General features: G+C 69.5%; 8 protein-coding genes, 1 tRNA gene and 2 rRNA genes. All 11 read right to left on the bottom strand.

Annotation, left to right across the window (positions count from 1 at the left end; genetic code table 11):
* Nucleotides 1–13 precede the first annotated feature (13 nt).
* The gene (locus ACGH48_RS12115; RefSeq protein WP_396288789.1) at nt 14–1021 is read right to left on the bottom strand and encodes a glycoside hydrolase family 16 protein; all 1008 of its coding nucleotides are present in this window, start codon (nt 1019–1021) and stop codon (nt 14–16) included.
* Nucleotides 1018–2976 (bottom strand): PIG-L family deacetylase, encoded by a 1959-nt coding sequence (locus ACGH48_RS12120; protein ID WP_396288790.1) that lies wholly within the window; start codon nt 2974–2976, stop codon nt 1018–1020. The genes ACGH48_RS12115 and ACGH48_RS12120 overlap by 4 nt, the downstream gene beginning before the upstream one ends.
* Nucleotides 2963–6517, bottom strand: a complete 3555-nt coding sequence (locus tag ACGH48_RS12125) for a glycosyltransferase (protein ID WP_396288792.1) — start codon at nt 6515–6517, stop codon at nt 2963–2965. Before ACGH48_RS12125 ends, ACGH48_RS12120 begins: the two co-directional genes overlap by 14 nt.
* Nucleotides 6514–7476, bottom strand: coding sequence for a glycosyltransferase family 2 protein (locus tag ACGH48_RS12130; protein ID WP_396288794.1), 963 nt, complete (start codon nt 7474–7476; stop codon nt 6514–6516). Before ACGH48_RS12130 ends, ACGH48_RS12125 begins: the two co-directional genes overlap by 4 nt.
* Nucleotides 7473–8402, bottom strand: coding sequence for a glycosyltransferase family 2 protein (locus ACGH48_RS12135; RefSeq protein ID WP_396288795.1), 930 nt, complete (start codon nt 8400–8402; stop codon nt 7473–7475). The genes ACGH48_RS12130 and ACGH48_RS12135 overlap by 4 nt, the downstream gene beginning before the upstream one ends.
* Nucleotides 8403–8800: 398 nt before the next feature.
* Nucleotides 8801–11677 carry an alpha/beta fold hydrolase gene (locus tag ACGH48_RS12140; RefSeq protein WP_396288797.1) on the bottom strand — a complete coding sequence of 959 codons (2877 nt, stop codon included), beginning with the start codon at nt 11675–11677 and terminating at the stop codon, nt 8801–8803.
* A 315-nt stretch (nt 11678–11992) separates the two neighbouring features.
* Nucleotides 11993–12064 (bottom strand) — tRNA-Gln (locus ACGH48_RS12145).
* Between the two features lie 45 nt (nt 12065–12109).
* On the bottom strand, nt 12110–13138 hold the full coding sequence (locus ACGH48_RS12150) for an NAD(P)/FAD-dependent oxidoreductase (RefSeq protein ID WP_396288798.1): 1029 nt from the start codon (nt 13136–13138) through the stop codon (nt 12110–12112).
* Between the two features lie 10 nt (nt 13139–13148).
* A complete protein-coding gene (gltX, locus tag ACGH48_RS12155) occupies nt 13149–14636 on the bottom strand; it encodes a glutamate--tRNA ligase (protein WP_396288799.1) in 1488 nt (495 codons plus the stop codon).
* A 102-nt stretch (nt 14637–14738) separates the two neighbouring features.
* Nucleotides 14739–14855: ribosomal RNA gene (gene rrf / locus ACGH48_RS12160) — 5S ribosomal RNA — on the bottom strand.
* Nucleotides 14856–15002: 147 nt separating this feature from the next.
* A 23S ribosomal RNA gene (locus ACGH48_RS12165) occupies nt 15003–18130 on the bottom strand.
* Nucleotides 18131–18379: the final 249 nt, after the last annotated feature.

Below are 18379 nucleotides of genomic sequence, written 5' to 3' on the forward strand. Positions count from 1 at the left end.
CGTTCGGGACGGTTCAGTCGTTCGGGGCCGTCGCCGCGGTGTCGTCCGGCAGCGACGCGCTCGGCTCGGCACCGTCCGCCGGCACGTCGATCGTCATCCAGTCGATGAGGAGCGACCCGGCGGCGTCCGCCGGCGGGTTCCCCGCGTTCGACCCGGCCTGCACCACCAGGTGCATCCGAGCCGTCGGGATGTTCTCCGTCGTGGTGCCGACGACCTCGTCGTCGACCAGGAACGACATCCGGTCGGCGGTCCACTCGATCGTGTAGGTGTGCCAGTCCTTCAGCGACGCCTCGGTCTGCTGGTGGATGCACTTCTCGGCGGGGTCCGCCAGGCAGTGCACGTTGAGCCACGCGGGCGCGCCGAGCGCTCCCTCGGGGAAGTCGATCTCGCCGTCCGACCACAGGTTCTCGTCGCTCCAGAGCAGCACGGCCACGCCGTAGCCGTCGACCTCGTCGCTCCGCATCCGGATGCTGTACCGGCCGGCGGTCTGCCCGCCCCACTGGCCGTCGACGAGCGGCACGACACCGCCCGCCAGCGGCACCCCGGCGCTGGTGGTGCGCAGCCGCACGTCGAGCACGCCGTCGTGCGTCGACAGGGTGGACGCCTGGTAGCGCCCCGTCCCCGCGGTGTCGGCGAACCCGTGGTAGGCGACGAACCGGTCCGAGTACCGGGACTCGAAGGTCCGGTTCGTGGCGGCGTCGGCGAAGTCCTCGCCGAACACCCGGGTCCACCCCTCCGGCTCGGAGCTCGGCATCGAGACGCCGCTCGGGTCGTCGAGGGTCACGTCGTCACCGTTCGCCGTTGTGGTCGCGGTCATGGTGCCGGCGACGATGCCGGCAGCCACGAGCAGGGCGCCGGCCGCGAACGCGGTCCGGCGGGTGCCGGCGCGCCGCGACGGCCGGTGCCGGGACAGGCCACGACCGTGTGCCGGTGGGGCGCCGTGGGCCGACGCCGCGTCGTCGGCGACGTGTTCCGACCACGTGGGGCGGGCCTCCTGGCCGTCGCCCTGCTCGTCGGTCACCCGGTCGTCCAGGCGCGGATCTCGGAGAGTCCGACGTTGCCCGTGCTGTCCGAGACACCCGTCACCGTGAAGCGCACCCAGGTGACGTCACGCGGGGTGAAGTCGACCGTCAGGGCGTCGCCGCCGTTCGGCAGGGTGCCGACCGCGACCTGGCTGCCGTCCGAGAACGTCAGGGTGCCGCTGGTGACCTGGTCGGCGCCGTTCGGGCGGTCGTGGAGCACGATCCGGCCGAGCCGCTGCGAGGCGGCCCAGTCGAGCTGGATCCAGACCCCGGTCCGGCCCCACGGGGCGACCCACTCGGCCGTCGTGTTGTCGGGGTAGCCCGACACCACACCGTCCACCGCCTTGGCGACGGTCTGCCCGGTGGACTGGTCGTCCCACGCTGCGGTCGGGGTGGCCGACCCGGTGACGTCCGACAGCGTCGGCGTCGGCGTCGGCGTCGGGGTGGGGGTCGGCGTGGGGGTCGGCGTCGGCGTCGGCGTCGGCGTCGGCGTCGGCGTCGTGTCCGCCGGCCGGAAGGCCCGGATCTCGGCGAGGCCGACGTTCCGGGTCGTGCCGCTGACCGAACCGACCGTGAACCGCACCCAGCTGACCTGCCGGGCGCTGAACGTGACGCGTTGCACGGCGCCGCCGTTGTCGAGCGACGGGACCGCGACGCTCGAACCGTCGGAGAACGTCAGCGTGCCGCCGGTGACCTGGTCGTCGCCGTTCGGACGGTCGGCGAGGTCGATCTCGTGCAGGGTCGTGCCGGCTGCCCAGCCCAGCTGGATCCAGGTGCCGACGCCGCCCCACGGAGCCGCCCACTCGGCGGTCGGGGCGTCGGGGTACCCGCTCACCACACCGTCGACGGCCTTGTCGGCCGTCTGGCCGTCCGCCGGGTTCTCGGCGCTCGCGGTGACGGTCGCACCGGCGGTGACGTCGGTGCCCTGCGCGGGCAGCGGGTCGGTCGGGTCGGTGGGGTCGGTCGGGGGCTCGGCCGACGAGCCGACGGCGTACTGCCGGCTCAGCCAGGAGCCCTCCGGGCGCGACGCGCAGGCGGACGTGGAACCGCAGGTCTCACCGTCGTACGCGGCGTAGGCGAAGAACGCGGCCGCCTTCGCGGCGGTCTGCGCGGCGCTGAGGTTCGCGGGGCGGTTCGCGATCGGGTACCCGAGGTACCCGGTGAAGGTGTGGGCCGCGGTGTACGTCGTCTGGGCCTCGTCGGCGAGGTACGCGACGGTGTGGTGGTCGCTGTGGTCGCCGTCGCCGTACGTGCCGCCGTGGTCGAGGGTGTGGATCTCGGTGGGCGCGTACCCGGTGACGAGCCCGGCGAAGGTCGCGCGCAGGGACGTCAGCGAGTACGACGTCGGCTGCGACGCCCCGTCCACGGTGTGCATCGTCGGGATGTGGCCCCCGTAGAGCTTCTCGAGGCTCTCGTCGTCGGTGGCCGCGAAGCCCGACCCGTCGATGTTCCCGTCCGGCAGCTCGAGGAACACCAGGCTGAGCTCGGGGTGCGTCGCCAGTGTCTCCGTGCGCAGGGTCTTCCCGGCCACGACGACCTGACCGGTGGTCCAGTCCGCGTCGACGCCGGCGATCTCGGCGTACGAGGCCATCAGGCCGTCCTCACGGGCCTGCCAGTACCAGGCGGGCTTGCCGGCGTCGCCCGCCGTCACGACGACGGAGCGGACGCACTTGCCCGCGTCGACGTCGGCGCGCAGTTCGGTGCCCGAGAAGAGCAGGTCGTCGTCGGCGTGGGCCACCATCGTGAGCACCCGGCCGGCGCTGCAGTCCGCACCGGCGGCGGCCCCCGACGCCGACGACTGTCCGGTCGTGGTGTCGGCGAGCGCCGCTCCACCGGTCGCGGTGAGCGTCGGGACGACGAACGCCACGAGGCCGAGCACCGCCGCGGCGGACGCGGCGCCGATGCGCCGCGTCCGCCGGGAGGTCCGGACCGTGTCGTGCTCAGTTCGTGGCATGTGCCAGCCCTTCCGGGGTCAGTTCGTAGACGGCGGTGGTGCCGGAGCCGAAGACGCGCTTCCAGTAGGGCGAGTCGGCCATGGCGGCCGCGAGCTCCTGGTAGTCGGCGTCGGTCTGGTAGCCGTAGCGCTCGTCGTAGGCGCCGAACGGCTCGGCGACCAGGGCGTAGTACTTCGTCGCCGGCCAGTCGAGGACGAACTGGCGGGTCATCGTGGACACGTCGGCTTCGGCGTCGTAGCCCTGCGGCTCCGGGTACGCCCCGAGGACCTCGCGGGACAGTGCCCCGACGTCGAAGTAGCGGGCGCCGGTGTTGCTCGGGACGGCGTTGGCCGACCCGGTGAGCAGCATCATCGAACCCTTCGGCGCGGTGGAGTCGTAGAACTGCGTGGCCGCCGACTGGCTGCGCGTCGGGACGCGGTTCCAGTCCAGGGCGGTCTGGCCGAAGGCGCCGACCCCGACCATCGCGGCCACCGCTGCTGCGGCGACGACCACCTGGACGGCCGTGGGCCGCATCGTGCGGGTGAGGAGGCGCCCGACGGGAGCCAACCGGCCACTGGGCATCGGGAGCCCCGCAGCCAGGATCGCGATCCACGGTGTGGCGAACAGCACGACGCGGAAGATGCCCTCCTGGCCGTAGTTCGTCGCGACGAGCAGCGAGATCGGGCTCGCGGCCGTGGCCAGCAGCCCCCAGTGCACGCGGTCCCGGCGCGTCAGCACCGTGATCACCGCGACGAGACCGAGCACCACGAGCGCTGCTGCGGGGATGTCGAACGCGAGCCGGGTGACGAGCGGCTTCGGCAGGACGGTCATGTCGTGCGACGGCGGCTGCACGTTGTCGAGCACCTTGCCGACGGCCCCGAGGGACAGGAACTTCCCCAGGATGTCGTCGTTCAGCAGGGCGAAGCCGACGGCCGGCACGAGCACCACGATCGGGAGCCACCAGGGTCGGAGCAGCCGGAACACGATGAGCGTCACGAGTGCGGCGACCGTCAGGTAGGGCGAGATCTGGTGGGTGACGACCAGCACGATGCCGATCAGGGTGATGGCGATGATCCGGGACAGGCCAACGCGGCGTGCCCGCAGGACGGTCGAGCGGACGCCGTCCGCAGCGGTCGCGGCGGTGCGTCGCAGCGGGCCGACGGCCAGCACGAGGATCACCAGGGACATCAGGATGCCCACCGACTGCGGCGAGAAGTACGTCGTGTTGAGCGAGCCGGTCATCGCGGTCAGGAACGCCGCGATCCAGGGGCGGCGGTTGCCCGGCAGCCAGTTGGCGGCGAGGACCCCGACGGCGATCGTCGTGCTGAAGGCCAGCAGGACGGGGACCCACGCGGCGATGGTCATCGCGTTGTCGATCCCGCCGACGTCCGCGACCCAGGCGCCGCCGGCGAACAGCCCGGACCACGTCTGGAAGATGTCGGCGGCCGGGTTCGTCGAGCCCCAGCGGCGGATGTACTCGAGCACGCCGATGTGGCGGGCGGCCGCCATGACCGTGGGCATGCCGTAGGTGATGGCCTGCGCGAGCTGGATCGACCCACCGAGCACGACGACCGGGATCGCGAGTCCGCGGCCGCGCACCAGGGCGACGACGGCAGCGGCGACGACGATCGCCAGTCCGACGACCAGGCCGGGGCCGAGCGAGCCGAACAGCCCGTCCGGCACCGGGTCGCCGATGTGCGTGAGCGCGGCGACGACGATGACGAGCAGCCCGACGACCGAGCCGGCCGTGACGGTGTGGGTGGTGGTCCAGCGGCGAGCGGTGGCCCCCTCGGTGACCGGCGCGAGGCGTGCCCGCTGCAGTTCGGCGACGTCCCGCGGCACGGCGACGGCGAGGGCGACCGCGGTGAGCACGACGACACCGACGAACGGTGCGGTGGGGTTCCAGAGCTGGAAGGTCGCCATCGTGTAGCCGATGCCGATCGTCCCGACGAGCGACGCCGTGACCGCGAAGACGCTGAACCGGGCCAACGGCATCGGGCGGACGAGCAACAGCGGGGCGACGCCGAGCAGCGCGAAGAGGTACACGCCGATCGCACTCCCCCGCAGGACCGGGAGTCCGGCGAGCGCTGCGACCCCGGCGACGAGGAGCGTCAGGACGACGATCGCCGCTGCGGTGAGCCGCGCGACCGGGCTCATGGCGTCCGCCGCGACCGGGCGGGCCGGACCGGCCGAGGCCAGGCCGTGCCGGAGCTCGTGACGGCCACGGGCGTTCCGGTCGATGGTGCCGCCGCCGCGCAGCCGTTCGGTGAGTGCGAGGAACGGCGCTGCCAGGACCGAGCGACGCTCGACCCCGCGCAGTCGCCGCCGGGTGGCGGCGAACTCGGTGTCGACCGCGTCCGGGACGCGGTCCTCGCCGGTGCCGGGCTGGTCGCCGGCGATGTCCGTCACACGGTCGCCCTGCTCGAGGCCGAGTCGTGCGAAGGCGCTGAGCGCCTCGGGCGCTGCGTCCACCGATGCGGTGAACGACTCGCGGTCGATGGCGTTCTTGGTCATCCAGGCTCCGAGTCCGTGGCCGTGCGCGGCAGCGGCGGCGCGGAGCGACGCGACGTCGTCCGCCGATCGCTGCCACGCGATGGCGGCCGGTTCGACGGCGATCGCGGATCCGGCGAACAACAGTCGTGTGAAGAGGTCGAGGTCGTCGCCGGCGCCGACGCGGGTCCCCGGTCCGAAGGCGGTGTCGAAGCCGCCGATCCGGAGCGCGGTCGCACGGTGCACGGCGAGGTTGTCACCGGTGCCGTAGGCAGCGGCGGCGAAGGGGTGGTGCGGGGGTGCGTCGTCGGTGTCGTCGAGGCGGAACACCCGACGGCGGACGGTCCGGCCGGCCGCGGTGCGGTCGTCGTGCCAGCGCTGCGCGGGGGTGCGCAGTTCGGCGCTCGGGACGAGTCCGGTGACGCAGGCGACGTCGGGGTCCGCGGCGAACGCTCCGGCGAGCGCGGCGACCCAGTCGCCGTCCACGACGGCACCCTCGGCGACGAACGCGACGACGTCGCCGCTCGCTGCGAGGAGTCCGGCGTTGCGGGCGGCGGCGAGGCCACCAGCCGGCGCGGCGATCGTGGTGACGCGGCGTCCGCCGATCGCGACCGTCGCGGCGCCGCTGTCGTCGGCGCCGTGCGAGACGACGACGACGTCGAAGTCGGGGTACTCGTTGGCGAGCACCGACCGCATGGTGGTGCCGGCGGCACCGTCCGTGCAGAGCACCACGGTGACGGACGGCAGCACCAGACCTGCTGCCGGCCGACGCTCGGGCACCGGCATCGGCCGGATCGCGCGCTGGAGGGTCCGGACGTCGATGGTGCCGCCGATGCGGCGACGTTCGGTGATGTCCGCCTCGACGAAGCCGAGGGGTTCGCCGTGGTCGCGGACGAGCAGTCGAGCGCGCCGGTAGCCCGCGGCGCCCTCGAGTGCGACCACGTCACGGTGGCTGGACGCGTGCACGTCGGCCCGGTCGACCTCGCCGACCCACAGGGCGCCGTCCCACGTCGGGGACAGCGGGCCGGTCACGATCGGCGAGATGACCATCGCCAGGGTCGCGCGGGTCACCTCGTGCCCACCGGCTGTGCGACCGGCACGGTGGCCGGGGCGCGGACGACGACGCCGCCGAGGACACGGCCGACGGCGTAGCCGGTGACGGTCGACGCGACGGAGAGCACGATCGCGAAGGCGCGCAGGGCGCCGCCGCGGCCGATGTGCCGCAGTTCGCGCAGCACCGCTCCGGGGATGACCTTGGTCAGGTACGTCGACTCGCTGGCGAGCGAGTCACCCGTGCCGACGCGGCGGCTCAGGACGGCCTTCGAGATGCCCTCGTAGTAGCTGCGACGACGCAGGTACCGCATCGTCACGCGGTCCGGGGACACCCGGTGCGAGACGTTCGACCGGGGTTCGTGACGGATGCGCGCACCCGGACGGGCCTGGGCGATGCGGATGCAGAGTTCGGTCTCCTCGCAGCCGAGCGGCTGGTTGCCGACACGGCCGATGCCGGAGCGGAAGCCGCCGGCGAGCATGATCGCGTCACGGCGGAAGGCCATGCTCGACCCGATGACGTTGCGCACGTCGCCGGGGGTCTCGGGCAGGCCCCGGTACGAGCAGCCGACGATCCAGAGGAGCTCGTCCGCGTAGGGGCCGGCACCGGTGGCGGTGGGCCAGGACGGGGTGGCCCGACCGCCGACGCCGACGACGTCGGGGTCCTCGAGTGCGGTGAGCATGTGGCCGAGCCAGTCCGGGTCGGCCGTGGCGTCGTCGTCCAGGAACGCGACGACGTCGGCGTCGGTGAGGGCGACGCCGGTGTTGCGGGCGCCGGACAGGCCGCGGTCCTCGGTGTTCGGGACGACGCGGAGCTCGGGCCAGCGTGCAGCGGCACGGGCGAGGAGCTCGGGCTCGTGGTCGATCACGACGACGACCTCGGGGGCCTCCGGCTGGCGCTTGGCGGACTCGACGCTGTCCTGCAGGTCACCCCAGCGCTGCTGGGTGTACGCGCAGATGACGACCGCGACGGTCGTCACGCGACTTCCTCCTCGAGGCTGGCGACGGCGGCGACGGGTGCGCCGACCGGGGCGTGTCCGGCGGCGTGGACCGTCGCGTGCGCTGCAGGCGGGGCTGCGTGCGGCGCCGCGGCGTGCGGCGCGGCGGCCAGCTGCTCGGCCGGCGGCACAACGCTCATGGCGGCACGACGGACCTCGGAGCGGCCGATCGCAGCGCGGCGACGCTCGTGCATGATCGACTTCAGCACACGGATGCCGTCGGTCACGGCGTTGAGGTTGCTGGAGCCGTGCACGCGGAGCTTCTCGTGGCTGGGGACCTCGGTGATCGCGAGTTCGGCGGCCGACCAGCGGCAGGTGAGCACGGTCTCGATCTCGAACCCGTCGCCCCACAGCATCGAGCCGTCGGTCGGCTTCGGCAGCTCGGAGGACAGCAGGCCGATCTCCGGCAGGACGTCCGCCCAGAAGGCGTTGTAGCCGTAGCAGAGGTCGCTGTAGCGGGTGCCGAGGATGATGTTGCAGAGCATGTTCAGGCCGCGGTTGCCGAGGTTGCGGACGATCGTGATGTCGTCGCTGCCGCCGCCGAGCGAGTAGCGGGTGCCCTTCGCGACGTCGGCGCCCTCGACGAGTGCCTGCACGAAGCGCGGGATCTCGTCGGGGTCGGCGGAGCAGTCGGCGTCGAACATGACGACGACGTCGCCGGTGACGGCCTCGAACCCGCAGGCGAGGGCGTTGCCCTTGCCCTTGCGGGTCTGGTGGACGACGCGGATGTCGGGCATCACGCGCTGGGCGGCGGCGATGGTGTCGTCGACGGAGTTGCCGTCGACCAGGATCACCTCGTACACCGGCGGGAGCTTCGGCAGGATGATCTCGAGGTTTCGGGCCTCGTTCCGCGCCGGGATGACGACGGAGACCCTCGGGTCTGCAGGGCGAACGGTACGTGCGGGCATGGGCGCGGTCCTGTCGGGTCAGGGTTGCTGTCGGGTTGTGGCTCGTGTGACGAGCGGCGCGTCCTCGGATGACGCATCGACGACGGTGACCGTCGTCGGTCGAGCAGCGGGACGCGGGTACGACGCCGCCGGCTTCGCAGGTGAGTGGGTACTCTCCCCCGCGTGTCCAACCATCGTCGCGGGGTGGCAGGCGGTCAATGCGCGGTGCGGTCCATTGCGGACACTCGGCCGTGGATACGGAAACCCGCAACACCGCGCGGCCACGTGCCGTGGACGCACCGACGAACGGACGGGCGCGCCCCGCAGAGCGGCAACGCGAAGCGTTGCGCGGGGCGCGCCGACCGAGCCTGCGAGGGAGGTGTGCCAGCTGGCACCGGGCCTCCCGTCCGTCGGTCGGCTCAGTCGCGGGCCGCGCCCTCCGTCGCGAACGCCGCACGCAGCGCCGTCGCGAGGTCGGCCACGTGCGGTTCCCGCAGCAACGAGCTGTGCTCGGCGGCGATCCGCACGGTCTCGGTCCGGCCGCGCAGCAGCGCGGACCAGCCGGCGGCGTCCGGGTTCGCGTCGGCGAGCACGTACGTCGCCCGTCCGTGGAACGGCGTCGGGTGGTGCCGCCGGGTGACGAGCTCGGCCTGGTCGAAGAAGGCGTCGAAGTCCTTCTGGCCGCCGTGCCGCAGCACACCCGCGCTGTAGGCGCGCATCCGCTTCGCGACGTGGTCGCCCCACGACATGCCCGTGGGCATGACCCGCCGGACGACCCCGGCGAGGCGCTGGCCGGCGGCGCGGACCGCGGGGTTCCGGTGCTCGCGCGGCTCGAGCCGGCCGAACTGCTGACGGACCCCCTCGGCGCCCGTCCGCGGCAGGTAGGTGTCCAGCAGCGCGACGTGCTCGACCTGCTCGCCGCTCTCGGTGAGCAGTCGGGCGATCTCGAGCGCGATGAGCCCGCCGAGCGAGTGGCCGACCAGCAGGTACGGTCCGCGTGGCTGCACGATGCGCATCAGGGCGACGTACCGGCGGGCGCTGGCCTGGATGCTCCAGTCCGGCATCCCCCGACGCTCGAGGCCGTGCTGCTGGAACGCGTACACGTCGTGCTCGGGCAGGTAGCGGGACAACGGCAGGAACGTCAGCGCGAGCGCTCCGCCGCCGGCGAAGCAGAACACGGGCGGACGTCCGGACTCGCGCGCGCCGGACACCTTGACCACGTCGGGGTGGCTCGGCAGCGCCGTCGTGCCGCTGCGCACCCGTCGGGCGAACGCCCGGAGCGTGGGGTGCTGCAGGACGTCCGAGGACCGCAGGTCGATGCCGAGGCGGCTCTGCACGAGGGCGAGCATCTCCTCGGCGGAGAGCGAGTCGCCGCCGAGCGCGGAGAAGTCCTCGTCGAGGTGCACACCCCGGAGGCCCAGCACCTCGGCCCAGATCTGCCCGACCACGAGCTCCCACTGGTCGTACTCGCCCTCGACCATCTCGGTCTCGATGCTCGGCGCACCCGGCAGCTCGGCACGGTCGACCTTGCCGCGCTCGTTCCGCGGCAGCTCCGTCATCGGCACGATCGACGCCGGCACCATGTACTCAGGCAGGCGGTCGCGCAGGGCCAGCCGCAGGGCCGCGGGCGCGGGGGTCCGCTGTCCCGGACGGCCGACGACGTACGCGACCAGGCGGGTCACTGCGGGCGGGTCGACCTGCGCCGTGACGACGGCGTCGTGCACCTCGGGGATCGCGCGGAGCGCCGCCTCGACCTCGCTCGGCTCGACGAGGTACCCGCGGACCTTCACGGCGTCGTCGGACCGTCCGAGCAGCACGAGCCGACCGTCCGGCTCGATCCGGGCGAGGTCGCCCTGGCGCCAGGTCGGCGTGCCGTCGTCGGTGCGTCCGGCCCGTTCGGCGGTCTTCTCCGGGGCACCCCAGTACCCGGCGGTCAGGCCCTCGGAGACGATGACGAGCTCGCCGGTCTCCCCCGGGTCGGCGCGGCTGCCGTCCTCGCGCAGCACGAGCACCTGCTTGCCGGGCAACGGCCACCCGGCGGGGACGACGCCCTCGGGCACCGGCGACCCGGGCTCGACGGGGCAGTACGCCACGCAGCCGGTCTCGCTCGACCCGAACGCGTTGAGGAGCAGCGTCGTCGGGTCGAGGTGCGGGCGGGCGGCGGCGATGTCCGCCCCGGTCACCGCCTCGCCCGTGGTCATCAGGAAGCGCAGGCCGCCGAGCGCGGGTGCCGCGCCGGACGCCTGCGCCCCGGGTGCCGTCTGCGAACCGACGATCGAGCGCAGCAGGTGCGGGGTGCAGACGAGGACGTTCACGCCGTCGTCGGCGAACCGTGCGAGCAGGCGCTCGACCCCGAGTTCACGGGGTTCGAGGAGCACGACGCCGCCCCCGTTCAGCAGCGTGTCGAACGAGAACAGCAGCCCGGCCGCGAACGACAGCGGCAGGACCACGCCGAGCCGGTCGTCGGGACCGGTGCCGAGGGCGACGGCGTCCTGCTCGGCGTTCGCGAGCTGCTGCCGGTGCGTCAGGACGACGCCCTTCGGCATGCCCGTCGAGCCGGAGGTGAAGACGATCGCGAACGGGTCGCGGCCGCCGGGGCGGGTGCCGGGTCGGGTGCCGGGTCGGGTGCCGGCGGCCGCGTCCGCTGCCGTGTCGGCCGTCGCGTCGGCCGTCGTGTCCACCGTCGTGTCGGCCGTCGTGACGGCCGTCGTGTCGGCCGTCGTGTCGGCCGTCGTGTCGGCCGTCGTCACGTCGGTCGCCCGCTCGTCGCTCACCGACTCGCCGTGTCGTTCGAGCAGGTCGGCGAGTGCGTGCACGCGTCCGTCGCGCTCGGCGACGACGGTGGCCGCGAGGTCGGCGCGCGCGGGATCCGCCACGATCTCGTCGACGCCGGCGAGCCGGGCGACGTGTCCGAGCCGGACCACCGGCAGGTGCTCGTCGAGCACCACCACGGTGCGCCCCGCGCGGACGAGCGCCAGGATCGCGACGACGGCCTCGGTGGTCTGGCCGGCCATGACGCCGACCGGCTTCGACGCTCCGCCGGCGACTGCGCCCACTCCCGCGCCGCTGCGGTCGTCGGGTCGGAGCTCGGCGTCGAGCACCGAAGCGAGCGAGCGCGACGCACCGTCCGCCTGCCGGAAGGTGTACGGGCGGCCGTCCCCGGCGAGTGCCGCTGCGTCGCCGTGGAGCGCGACCACCCGGTCCCAGCGGTCCAGGACGGAGTGGTCGCCGGCCAGCGGGATCGCGGCGCGGTGGGTCCAGTGGTCGGCTGTCGTCAGCGGGTCGGCGGAGGTCACGATGACACCTCGGATGATCGTCGGCGGGCCGCCGCGTGTCCCGCGTCGGTCCTGCGACCGTACGTGCGGCGCGGTGCCGCCCACGAGCCGCGTCACGCGCGGTGCGGGGTCCCGCAACCCGGCCAGGAGGCACGGCTCGCCACCGCCGGCGCGCTCGGCCCGCGAACCGGGACGGTCCAGGGCCCGGAGCGGGCCGCGTGGACACGACGCATCGTGCGGTTCCGCGCAACCTCGGAACGCGCTGTCCGGAGCCTTCGGATCTCCGGTGGAAACGAGAACAGCCCCCGGGATCTCCCGGGGGCTGTTCTTCGAGTGCTGGGGTACCTGGACTCGAACCAAGAACGACGGTACCAGAAACCGCTGTGTTGCCAATTACACCATACCCCAAAAGGCCTGCTGGCCTTCCGGCCCCGTTGTCCGGGGCACGATCAACTACTGTACAGCATCCCGGAGGTCCGCAAGACCACCCACGAGGTCACGGTGCACCGCAGCGGCCGTCGCGGCTCCGTGCCCGGCCGCCACGATGAGCTGCTCCGGCCCGGGAGGGGTCACGTCCCCCACGGCGTACAGCCCGGGGACCGTCGTGCGGCCGACCCGGTCGACGACGAGGAGCCCCTGTGCATCGCGCTCGAGGGCGGTCGGCACGCCGGGCGTGTCGGTGCCCGGGCCGGTACCGGTGCCGCCGGTCGTGTGCAGCCAGTCGAGGTCGGCGTGCCACGTCGGTCGGACGAAACCGCCCGTCCGCGGCTCCACGTGGCCGTCGACGAGCCGGACTCCGGTCATCCCGGTCCGGTCCCCCTCGAGGTCCTCGATCACCCGCTCGTCGATCACGACACCGGCACGAGCCAAGCGCGCACGCCCGGCGTCGTCGAGCGGCGCGACACCGTTCGTGTAGACGATCAGGTCGTCCGTCCACGCCGCGATGAGCAGCGCACGGTCCACGACGTCATCGGTCTCGCAGATGAACGCGAGCGGCTGCCCCGCCTTGTCGTACGCATCGCACTCGACGCAGCTGTGCACCGCGGTGCCGTAGAACGCGCGGAGCATCGGCAGCGCCGGGAACTCCTCGCGCAGCCCCGTGGCGACGACGACGGTCCTCGCCCGCGCATCCACCTCGGTACCGCGCCAGGTCCCGTGCAGCCGCCAGCCGTCGGTGTCGGGCGTCACGAGGTCGACCACGGCCTGCACGACCGTCGCCTCCGGGTACGCCTCGACCTCGACACGACCGAGCTTCCGGAGCTCGAGCGGCGAGACCCCGTCACGCGTCAGGAAGCCGTGCGAGCGCAGGGTCGCGGCGTTGCGCGGCCGGTTGGCGTCCACGAGGAGCACCGTCCGCTTCGCCCGCACCAGGTTGAGCGCAGCGCTCAACCCGGCGGGTCCGGCACCGATGACCGCCACGTCGTGGACGACCGGCGTGCTCGGCTCGTCCGGGCTCCCTGCAGCGCTTCCCGCGGTGCTCATCGTGCCCCGCTCAGCGGGCCGCGAGGGCGCGGAGCCGCGTCAGGGTGGACTCCTTGCCGAGGATCTCCATCGACTCGAACAGCGGCGGGCTGATCCGGCGACCGGACACCCCCACGCGCAGCGGCCCGAAGGCGACACGGGGCTTCAGCCCGAGGTCGTCGATGAGCGCGGTGCGGAGCGCGGCCTCGATCGCCTCGGTGCGCCAGTCGTCGAGCTGCTCGAGCGCAGCGATGCCGGCCGTGAGCACCGCGGCGGTGTCGCCCTTGAGCGACGCCAGCGCGTCGTCCTCGACCACCAGGTCGGCGTCGGCGGTGAACAGGAACCCGAGCATCGCCGGCGCCTCGCCGAGCAGCTGCATGCGCTCCTGGACGAGCGGAGCCGCCTTCGTCAGGACCTCGAGCTGCTCCGCGGTGGGCGGATCGGCGACGAGGTCGGTCAGGTAGGGCAGCAGGCGGGAGCGGAAGTCCGCGGCGTCGAGCAGCCGGATGTGGTCGCCGTTGATCGCCTCGGCCTTCTTGTGGTCGAAGCGTGCGGGGTTCGGGTTGACGTCGGCGACCTCGAACGCCGCCACCATCTCGTCGATCGAGAAGACGTCGCGGTCGGCACCGATCGACCAGCCGAGCAGCGCCAGGTAGTTGACGAGCCCCTCGGGGATCATGCCGGCGTCCCGGTGGTGGAACAGGTTCGCCTCGGGGTCACGCTTGGAGAGCTTCTTGTTGCCCTCGCCCATCACGTACGGCAGGTGACCGAACACCGGGATCGACGGAGCGAGCCCGATCTCGTACAGCGCCTCGTACAGGGCGATCTGCCGCGGGGTCGAGGACAGCAGGTCCTCGCCGCGCAGCACGTGCGTGATGCCCATCAGGGCGTCGTCCACCGGGTTCGTGAACGTGTAGAGCGGCTTGCCGTTCGGCCGGACGACCACGAAGTCGGGGAACGTGCCCTGCTTGAAGGTGATCTCGCCACGCACCAGGTCGTCGAAGCTCAGGTCACGGTCCGGCACCCGGAGCCGGAGCGCCGGTTCGCGGCCCTGATCGCGGAACGCCTGGCGCTCGGCCTCGGTGAGGTCCCGCTCGTGGTTGTCGTACCCCTGCTTGGGATCGCGTCCGGCGGCCTTGTTGCGGGCCTCCATCTCCTCGGGGGTGACGAAGGACTCGTAGACGTGCCCGGACGCCTTCAGCTTCGCGATGACGTCGTCGTAGATCGCCGTGCGCTCCGACTGCCGGTACGGACCGTGCTCCCCGCCGGCGTCGACACCCTCGTCCCAGTCGAGCCGGAGCCAGCGCAGCGCGTCGAGGATCTGCGCGTACGACTCCTCGCTGTCACGGGCGGCGTCGGTGTCCTCGATGCGGAACACGAGCTTGCCGCCGGTGTGGCGCGCGTACGCCCAGTTGAAGAGCGCCGTGCGGATGAGCCCCACGTGCGGGGTCCCCGTCGGGCTCGGGCAGAAACGGACACGGATCTCGGACCCGGAAGCAGTGGTGAATGGCGCAGTCATGACCCGCCAATGCTACCGTCACGCCCCGCTCCGGAGCGGTCGTGAACGCAGAAAACCCCTGACCAGTGCTGGTCAGGGGTTCCCTGGTGTTGCTGAGGTTAAGTCCGGCGGCGTCCTACTCTCCCACAAGGTCCCCCTTGCAGTACCATCGGCGCTGAGAGGCTTAGCTTCCGGGTTCGGAATGTGACCGGGCGTTTCCCTCTCGCTATGACCACCGGAACACTGTCGACCATGATCTGGTCTCAAACATGTCCCAGCTGCTACCCACGAATGGGCAGAGCGGTGTATTTAGTTTGATTCCCGATCGTCTGTCGGGAACCACAAAGTGGACGCGAGCCCGTGCAACAAGTGCACGGAAATCAGTGTGTTATCAAGTCTTCGGCTTATTAGTACCGGTCAGCTCCACGGGTCGTTAGTCCCCGCTTCCACATCCGGCCTATCAACCCAGTAGTCTGCTGGGAGCCTCTCACACTCAAGGTGCATGGAAATCTCATCTCGAAGACGGCTTCCCGCTTAGATGCTTTCAGCGGTTATCCGGTCCGAACGTAGCTAATCAGCGGTGCCCTTGGCAGAACAACTGACACACCAGAGGTTCGTCCATCCCGGTCCTCTCGTACTAGGGATAGATCTTCTCAAATTTCCAACGCGCGCAGCGGATAGGGACCGAACTGTCTCACGACGTTCTAAACCCAGCTCGCGTACCGCTTTAATGGGCGAACAGCCCAACCCTTGGGACCTACTCCAGCCCCAGGATGCGACGAGCCGACATCGAGGTGCCAAACCATGCCGTCGATATGGACTCTTGGGCAAGATCAGCCTGTTATCCCCGAGGTACCTTTTATCCGTTGAGCGACAGCGCTTCCACAAGCCACTGCCGGATCACTAGTCCCGACTTTCGTCCCTGCTCGACCTGTCAGTCTCACAGTCAAGCTCCCTTGTGCACTTACACTCGCCACCTGATTGCCAACCAGGTTGAGGGAACCTTTGGGCGCCTCCGTTACTCTTTGGGAGGCAACCGCCCCAGTTAAACTACCCATCAGGCACTGTCCATGAACCCGATCAGGGTCCTACGTTAGACATCCAGAGTGACCAGAGTGGTATTTCAACAATGACTCCACGAACACTAGCGTGCCCGCTTCACAGTCTCCCACCTATCCTACACAAGCCACACCGAACACCAATACCAAACTGTAGTAAAGGTCACGGGGTCTTTCCGTCCTGCTGCGCGTAACGAGCATCTTTACTCGTAGTGCAATTTCGCCGAGTTCGCGGTTGAGACAGCTGGGAAGTCGTTACGCCATTCGTGCAGGTCGGAACTTACCCGACAAGGAATTTCGCTACCTTAGGATGGTTATAGTTACCACCGCCGTTTACTGGGGCTTAAATTCAGAGCTTCGCCCAAAGGCTAACCCTTCCTCTTAACCTTCCAGCACCGGGCAGGCGTCAGTCCGTATACATCGTCTTGCGACTTCGCACGGACCTGTGTTTTTAGTAAACAGTCGCTTCCCACTGGTCTCTGCGGCCTTCAACGCTCACGGAGTAAATCCGGTCACGTGTCCGGCCCCCCTTCTCCCGAAGTTACGGGGGCATTTTGCCGAGTTCCTTAACCACGATTCTCTCGATCTCCTTGGTATTCTCTACCTGACCACCTGAGTCGGTTTCGGGTACGGGCGGCTGCAACCTCGCGTCGATGCTTTTCTCGGCAGCATAGGATCACTGATTTCCCCTTACGGGTACGCGTCGGATCTCAGGCACACAGACGACGGATTTGCCTATCGTCAGCCCTACATCCTTACACCAGGTTCACCTTACGGATACCATCGCCTGGCTCAGCTACCTTCCTGCGTCACACCTGTTCATACGCTAACCGCACCAGCATGGGGTCGAGCGTTAGACCGGCCACCATCACCCCGAAGGGATCCGGTCGTACCGGGTTAGGACTCTTAGCACCACTGGATTAGCTTGGGCGGTTGTTCGCCGGTACGGGAATATCAACCCGTTGTCCATCGACTACGCCTGTCGGCCTCGCCTTAGGTCCCGACTTACCCAGGGCGGATTAACCTGGCCCTGGAACCCTTGGTCTTTCGGAGGACGGGTTTCTCACCCGTCTTTCGCTACTCATGCCTGCATTCTCACTCGTGTAGCGTCCACGGCTGGATCACTCCGCCGCTTCACTCGCCACACGACGCTCTCCTACCACTCCGCACGACTGAACCACGAAGGCTTGTCAATGTGCGAAATCTACAACTTCGGTGGTGTGCTTGAGCCCCGTTACATTGTCGGCGCGGAATCACTTGACCAGTGAGCTATTACGCACTCTTTCAAGGGTGGCTGCTTCTAAGCCAACCTCCTGGTTGTCTATGCAACTCCACATCCTTTCCCACTTAGCACACGCTTAGGGACCTTAGTTGGTAGTCTGGGTTGTTTCCCTCTCGACGATGAAGCTTATCCCCCACCGTCTCACTGCTGCGCTCTCACTCACCGGCATTCGGAGTTTGGCTGACGTCAGTAACCTGTTGAGGCCCATCGGCCATCCAGTAGCTCTACCTCCGGCGAGAAACACGCAACGCTGCACCTAAATGCATTTCGGAGAGAACCAGCTATCACGAAGTTTGATTGGCCTTTCACCCCTATCCACAGCTCATCCCCTCCATTTTCAACTGAAGTGGGTTCGGTCCTCCACGACGTCTTACCGTCGCTTCAACCTGGCCATGGATAGATCACTTCGCTTCGGGTCTAGAACATGCGACTCAAACGCCCTATTCAGACTCGCTTTCGCTACGGCTGCCCCACACGGGTTAACCTCGCCACATATCACTAACTCGCAGGCTCATTCTTCAAAAGGCACGCCGTCACCCCTACTAAGGAGGCTCCGACGGTTTGTAAGCAAACGGTTTCAGGTACTATTTCACTCCCCTCCCGGGGTACTTTTCACCTTTCCCTCACGGTACTTGTCCGCTATCGGTCATCTGGGAGTATTTAGGCTTATCAGGTGGTCCTGACAGATTCACACGGGATTTCTCGGGCCCCGTGCTACTTGGGATACACATCCGGCCATAACACCATTTCGTCTACGGGGCTGGCACCCACTACGGCCCGGCTTTCAAACCGGTTCGACTATGATGCGCTGTAACCGCCCCAGTCCGGCAGAACTGAGTGACGTGTCCCACAACCCCGACCATGCAACGCCCGCCGGCTATCACACATGATCGGTTTAGCCTCATCCGCTTTCGCTCGCCACTACTCACGGAATCACATGTTGTTTTCTCTTCCTGTGGGTACTGAGATGTTTCACTTCCCCACGTTCCCTCTACCCGCCCTATATATTCAGGCGGGAGTCACCAGGTCACAAAAGCGCCCAGCGGGGTTTCCCCATTCGGAAATCCTCGGATCAGGGCTCGATTATCAGCTCCCCGAGGCTTATCGCAGATTTCTACGTCCTTCTTCGGCTCCAGATGCCAAGGCATCCACCGTTTGCTCTTAGAAACTTGACCACAAAGATTAAAATTGCGATCCGTCATCACCCACAACCATCAGCCCGAAGACCTCAGATCGATTGGATGACGCGAATCAAAGATGCTCGCGTCCACTGTGTAGTTCTCAACATACGATCGGCACCACACTCCCCACCGTCCAATGACAGTGCTTCATGCGGCCCAACGAAGGACCCTTAAGGCCCAACCCCCAACCCGCCTCACAGCAGATCAGGAAGCCTGGTCCCTCAGGACCCAACAACGTGCACC

This window comes from Curtobacterium pomorum, from assembly GCF_044497295.1.
Lineage (GTDB): Bacteria > Actinomycetota > Actinomycetes > Actinomycetales > Microbacteriaceae > Curtobacterium.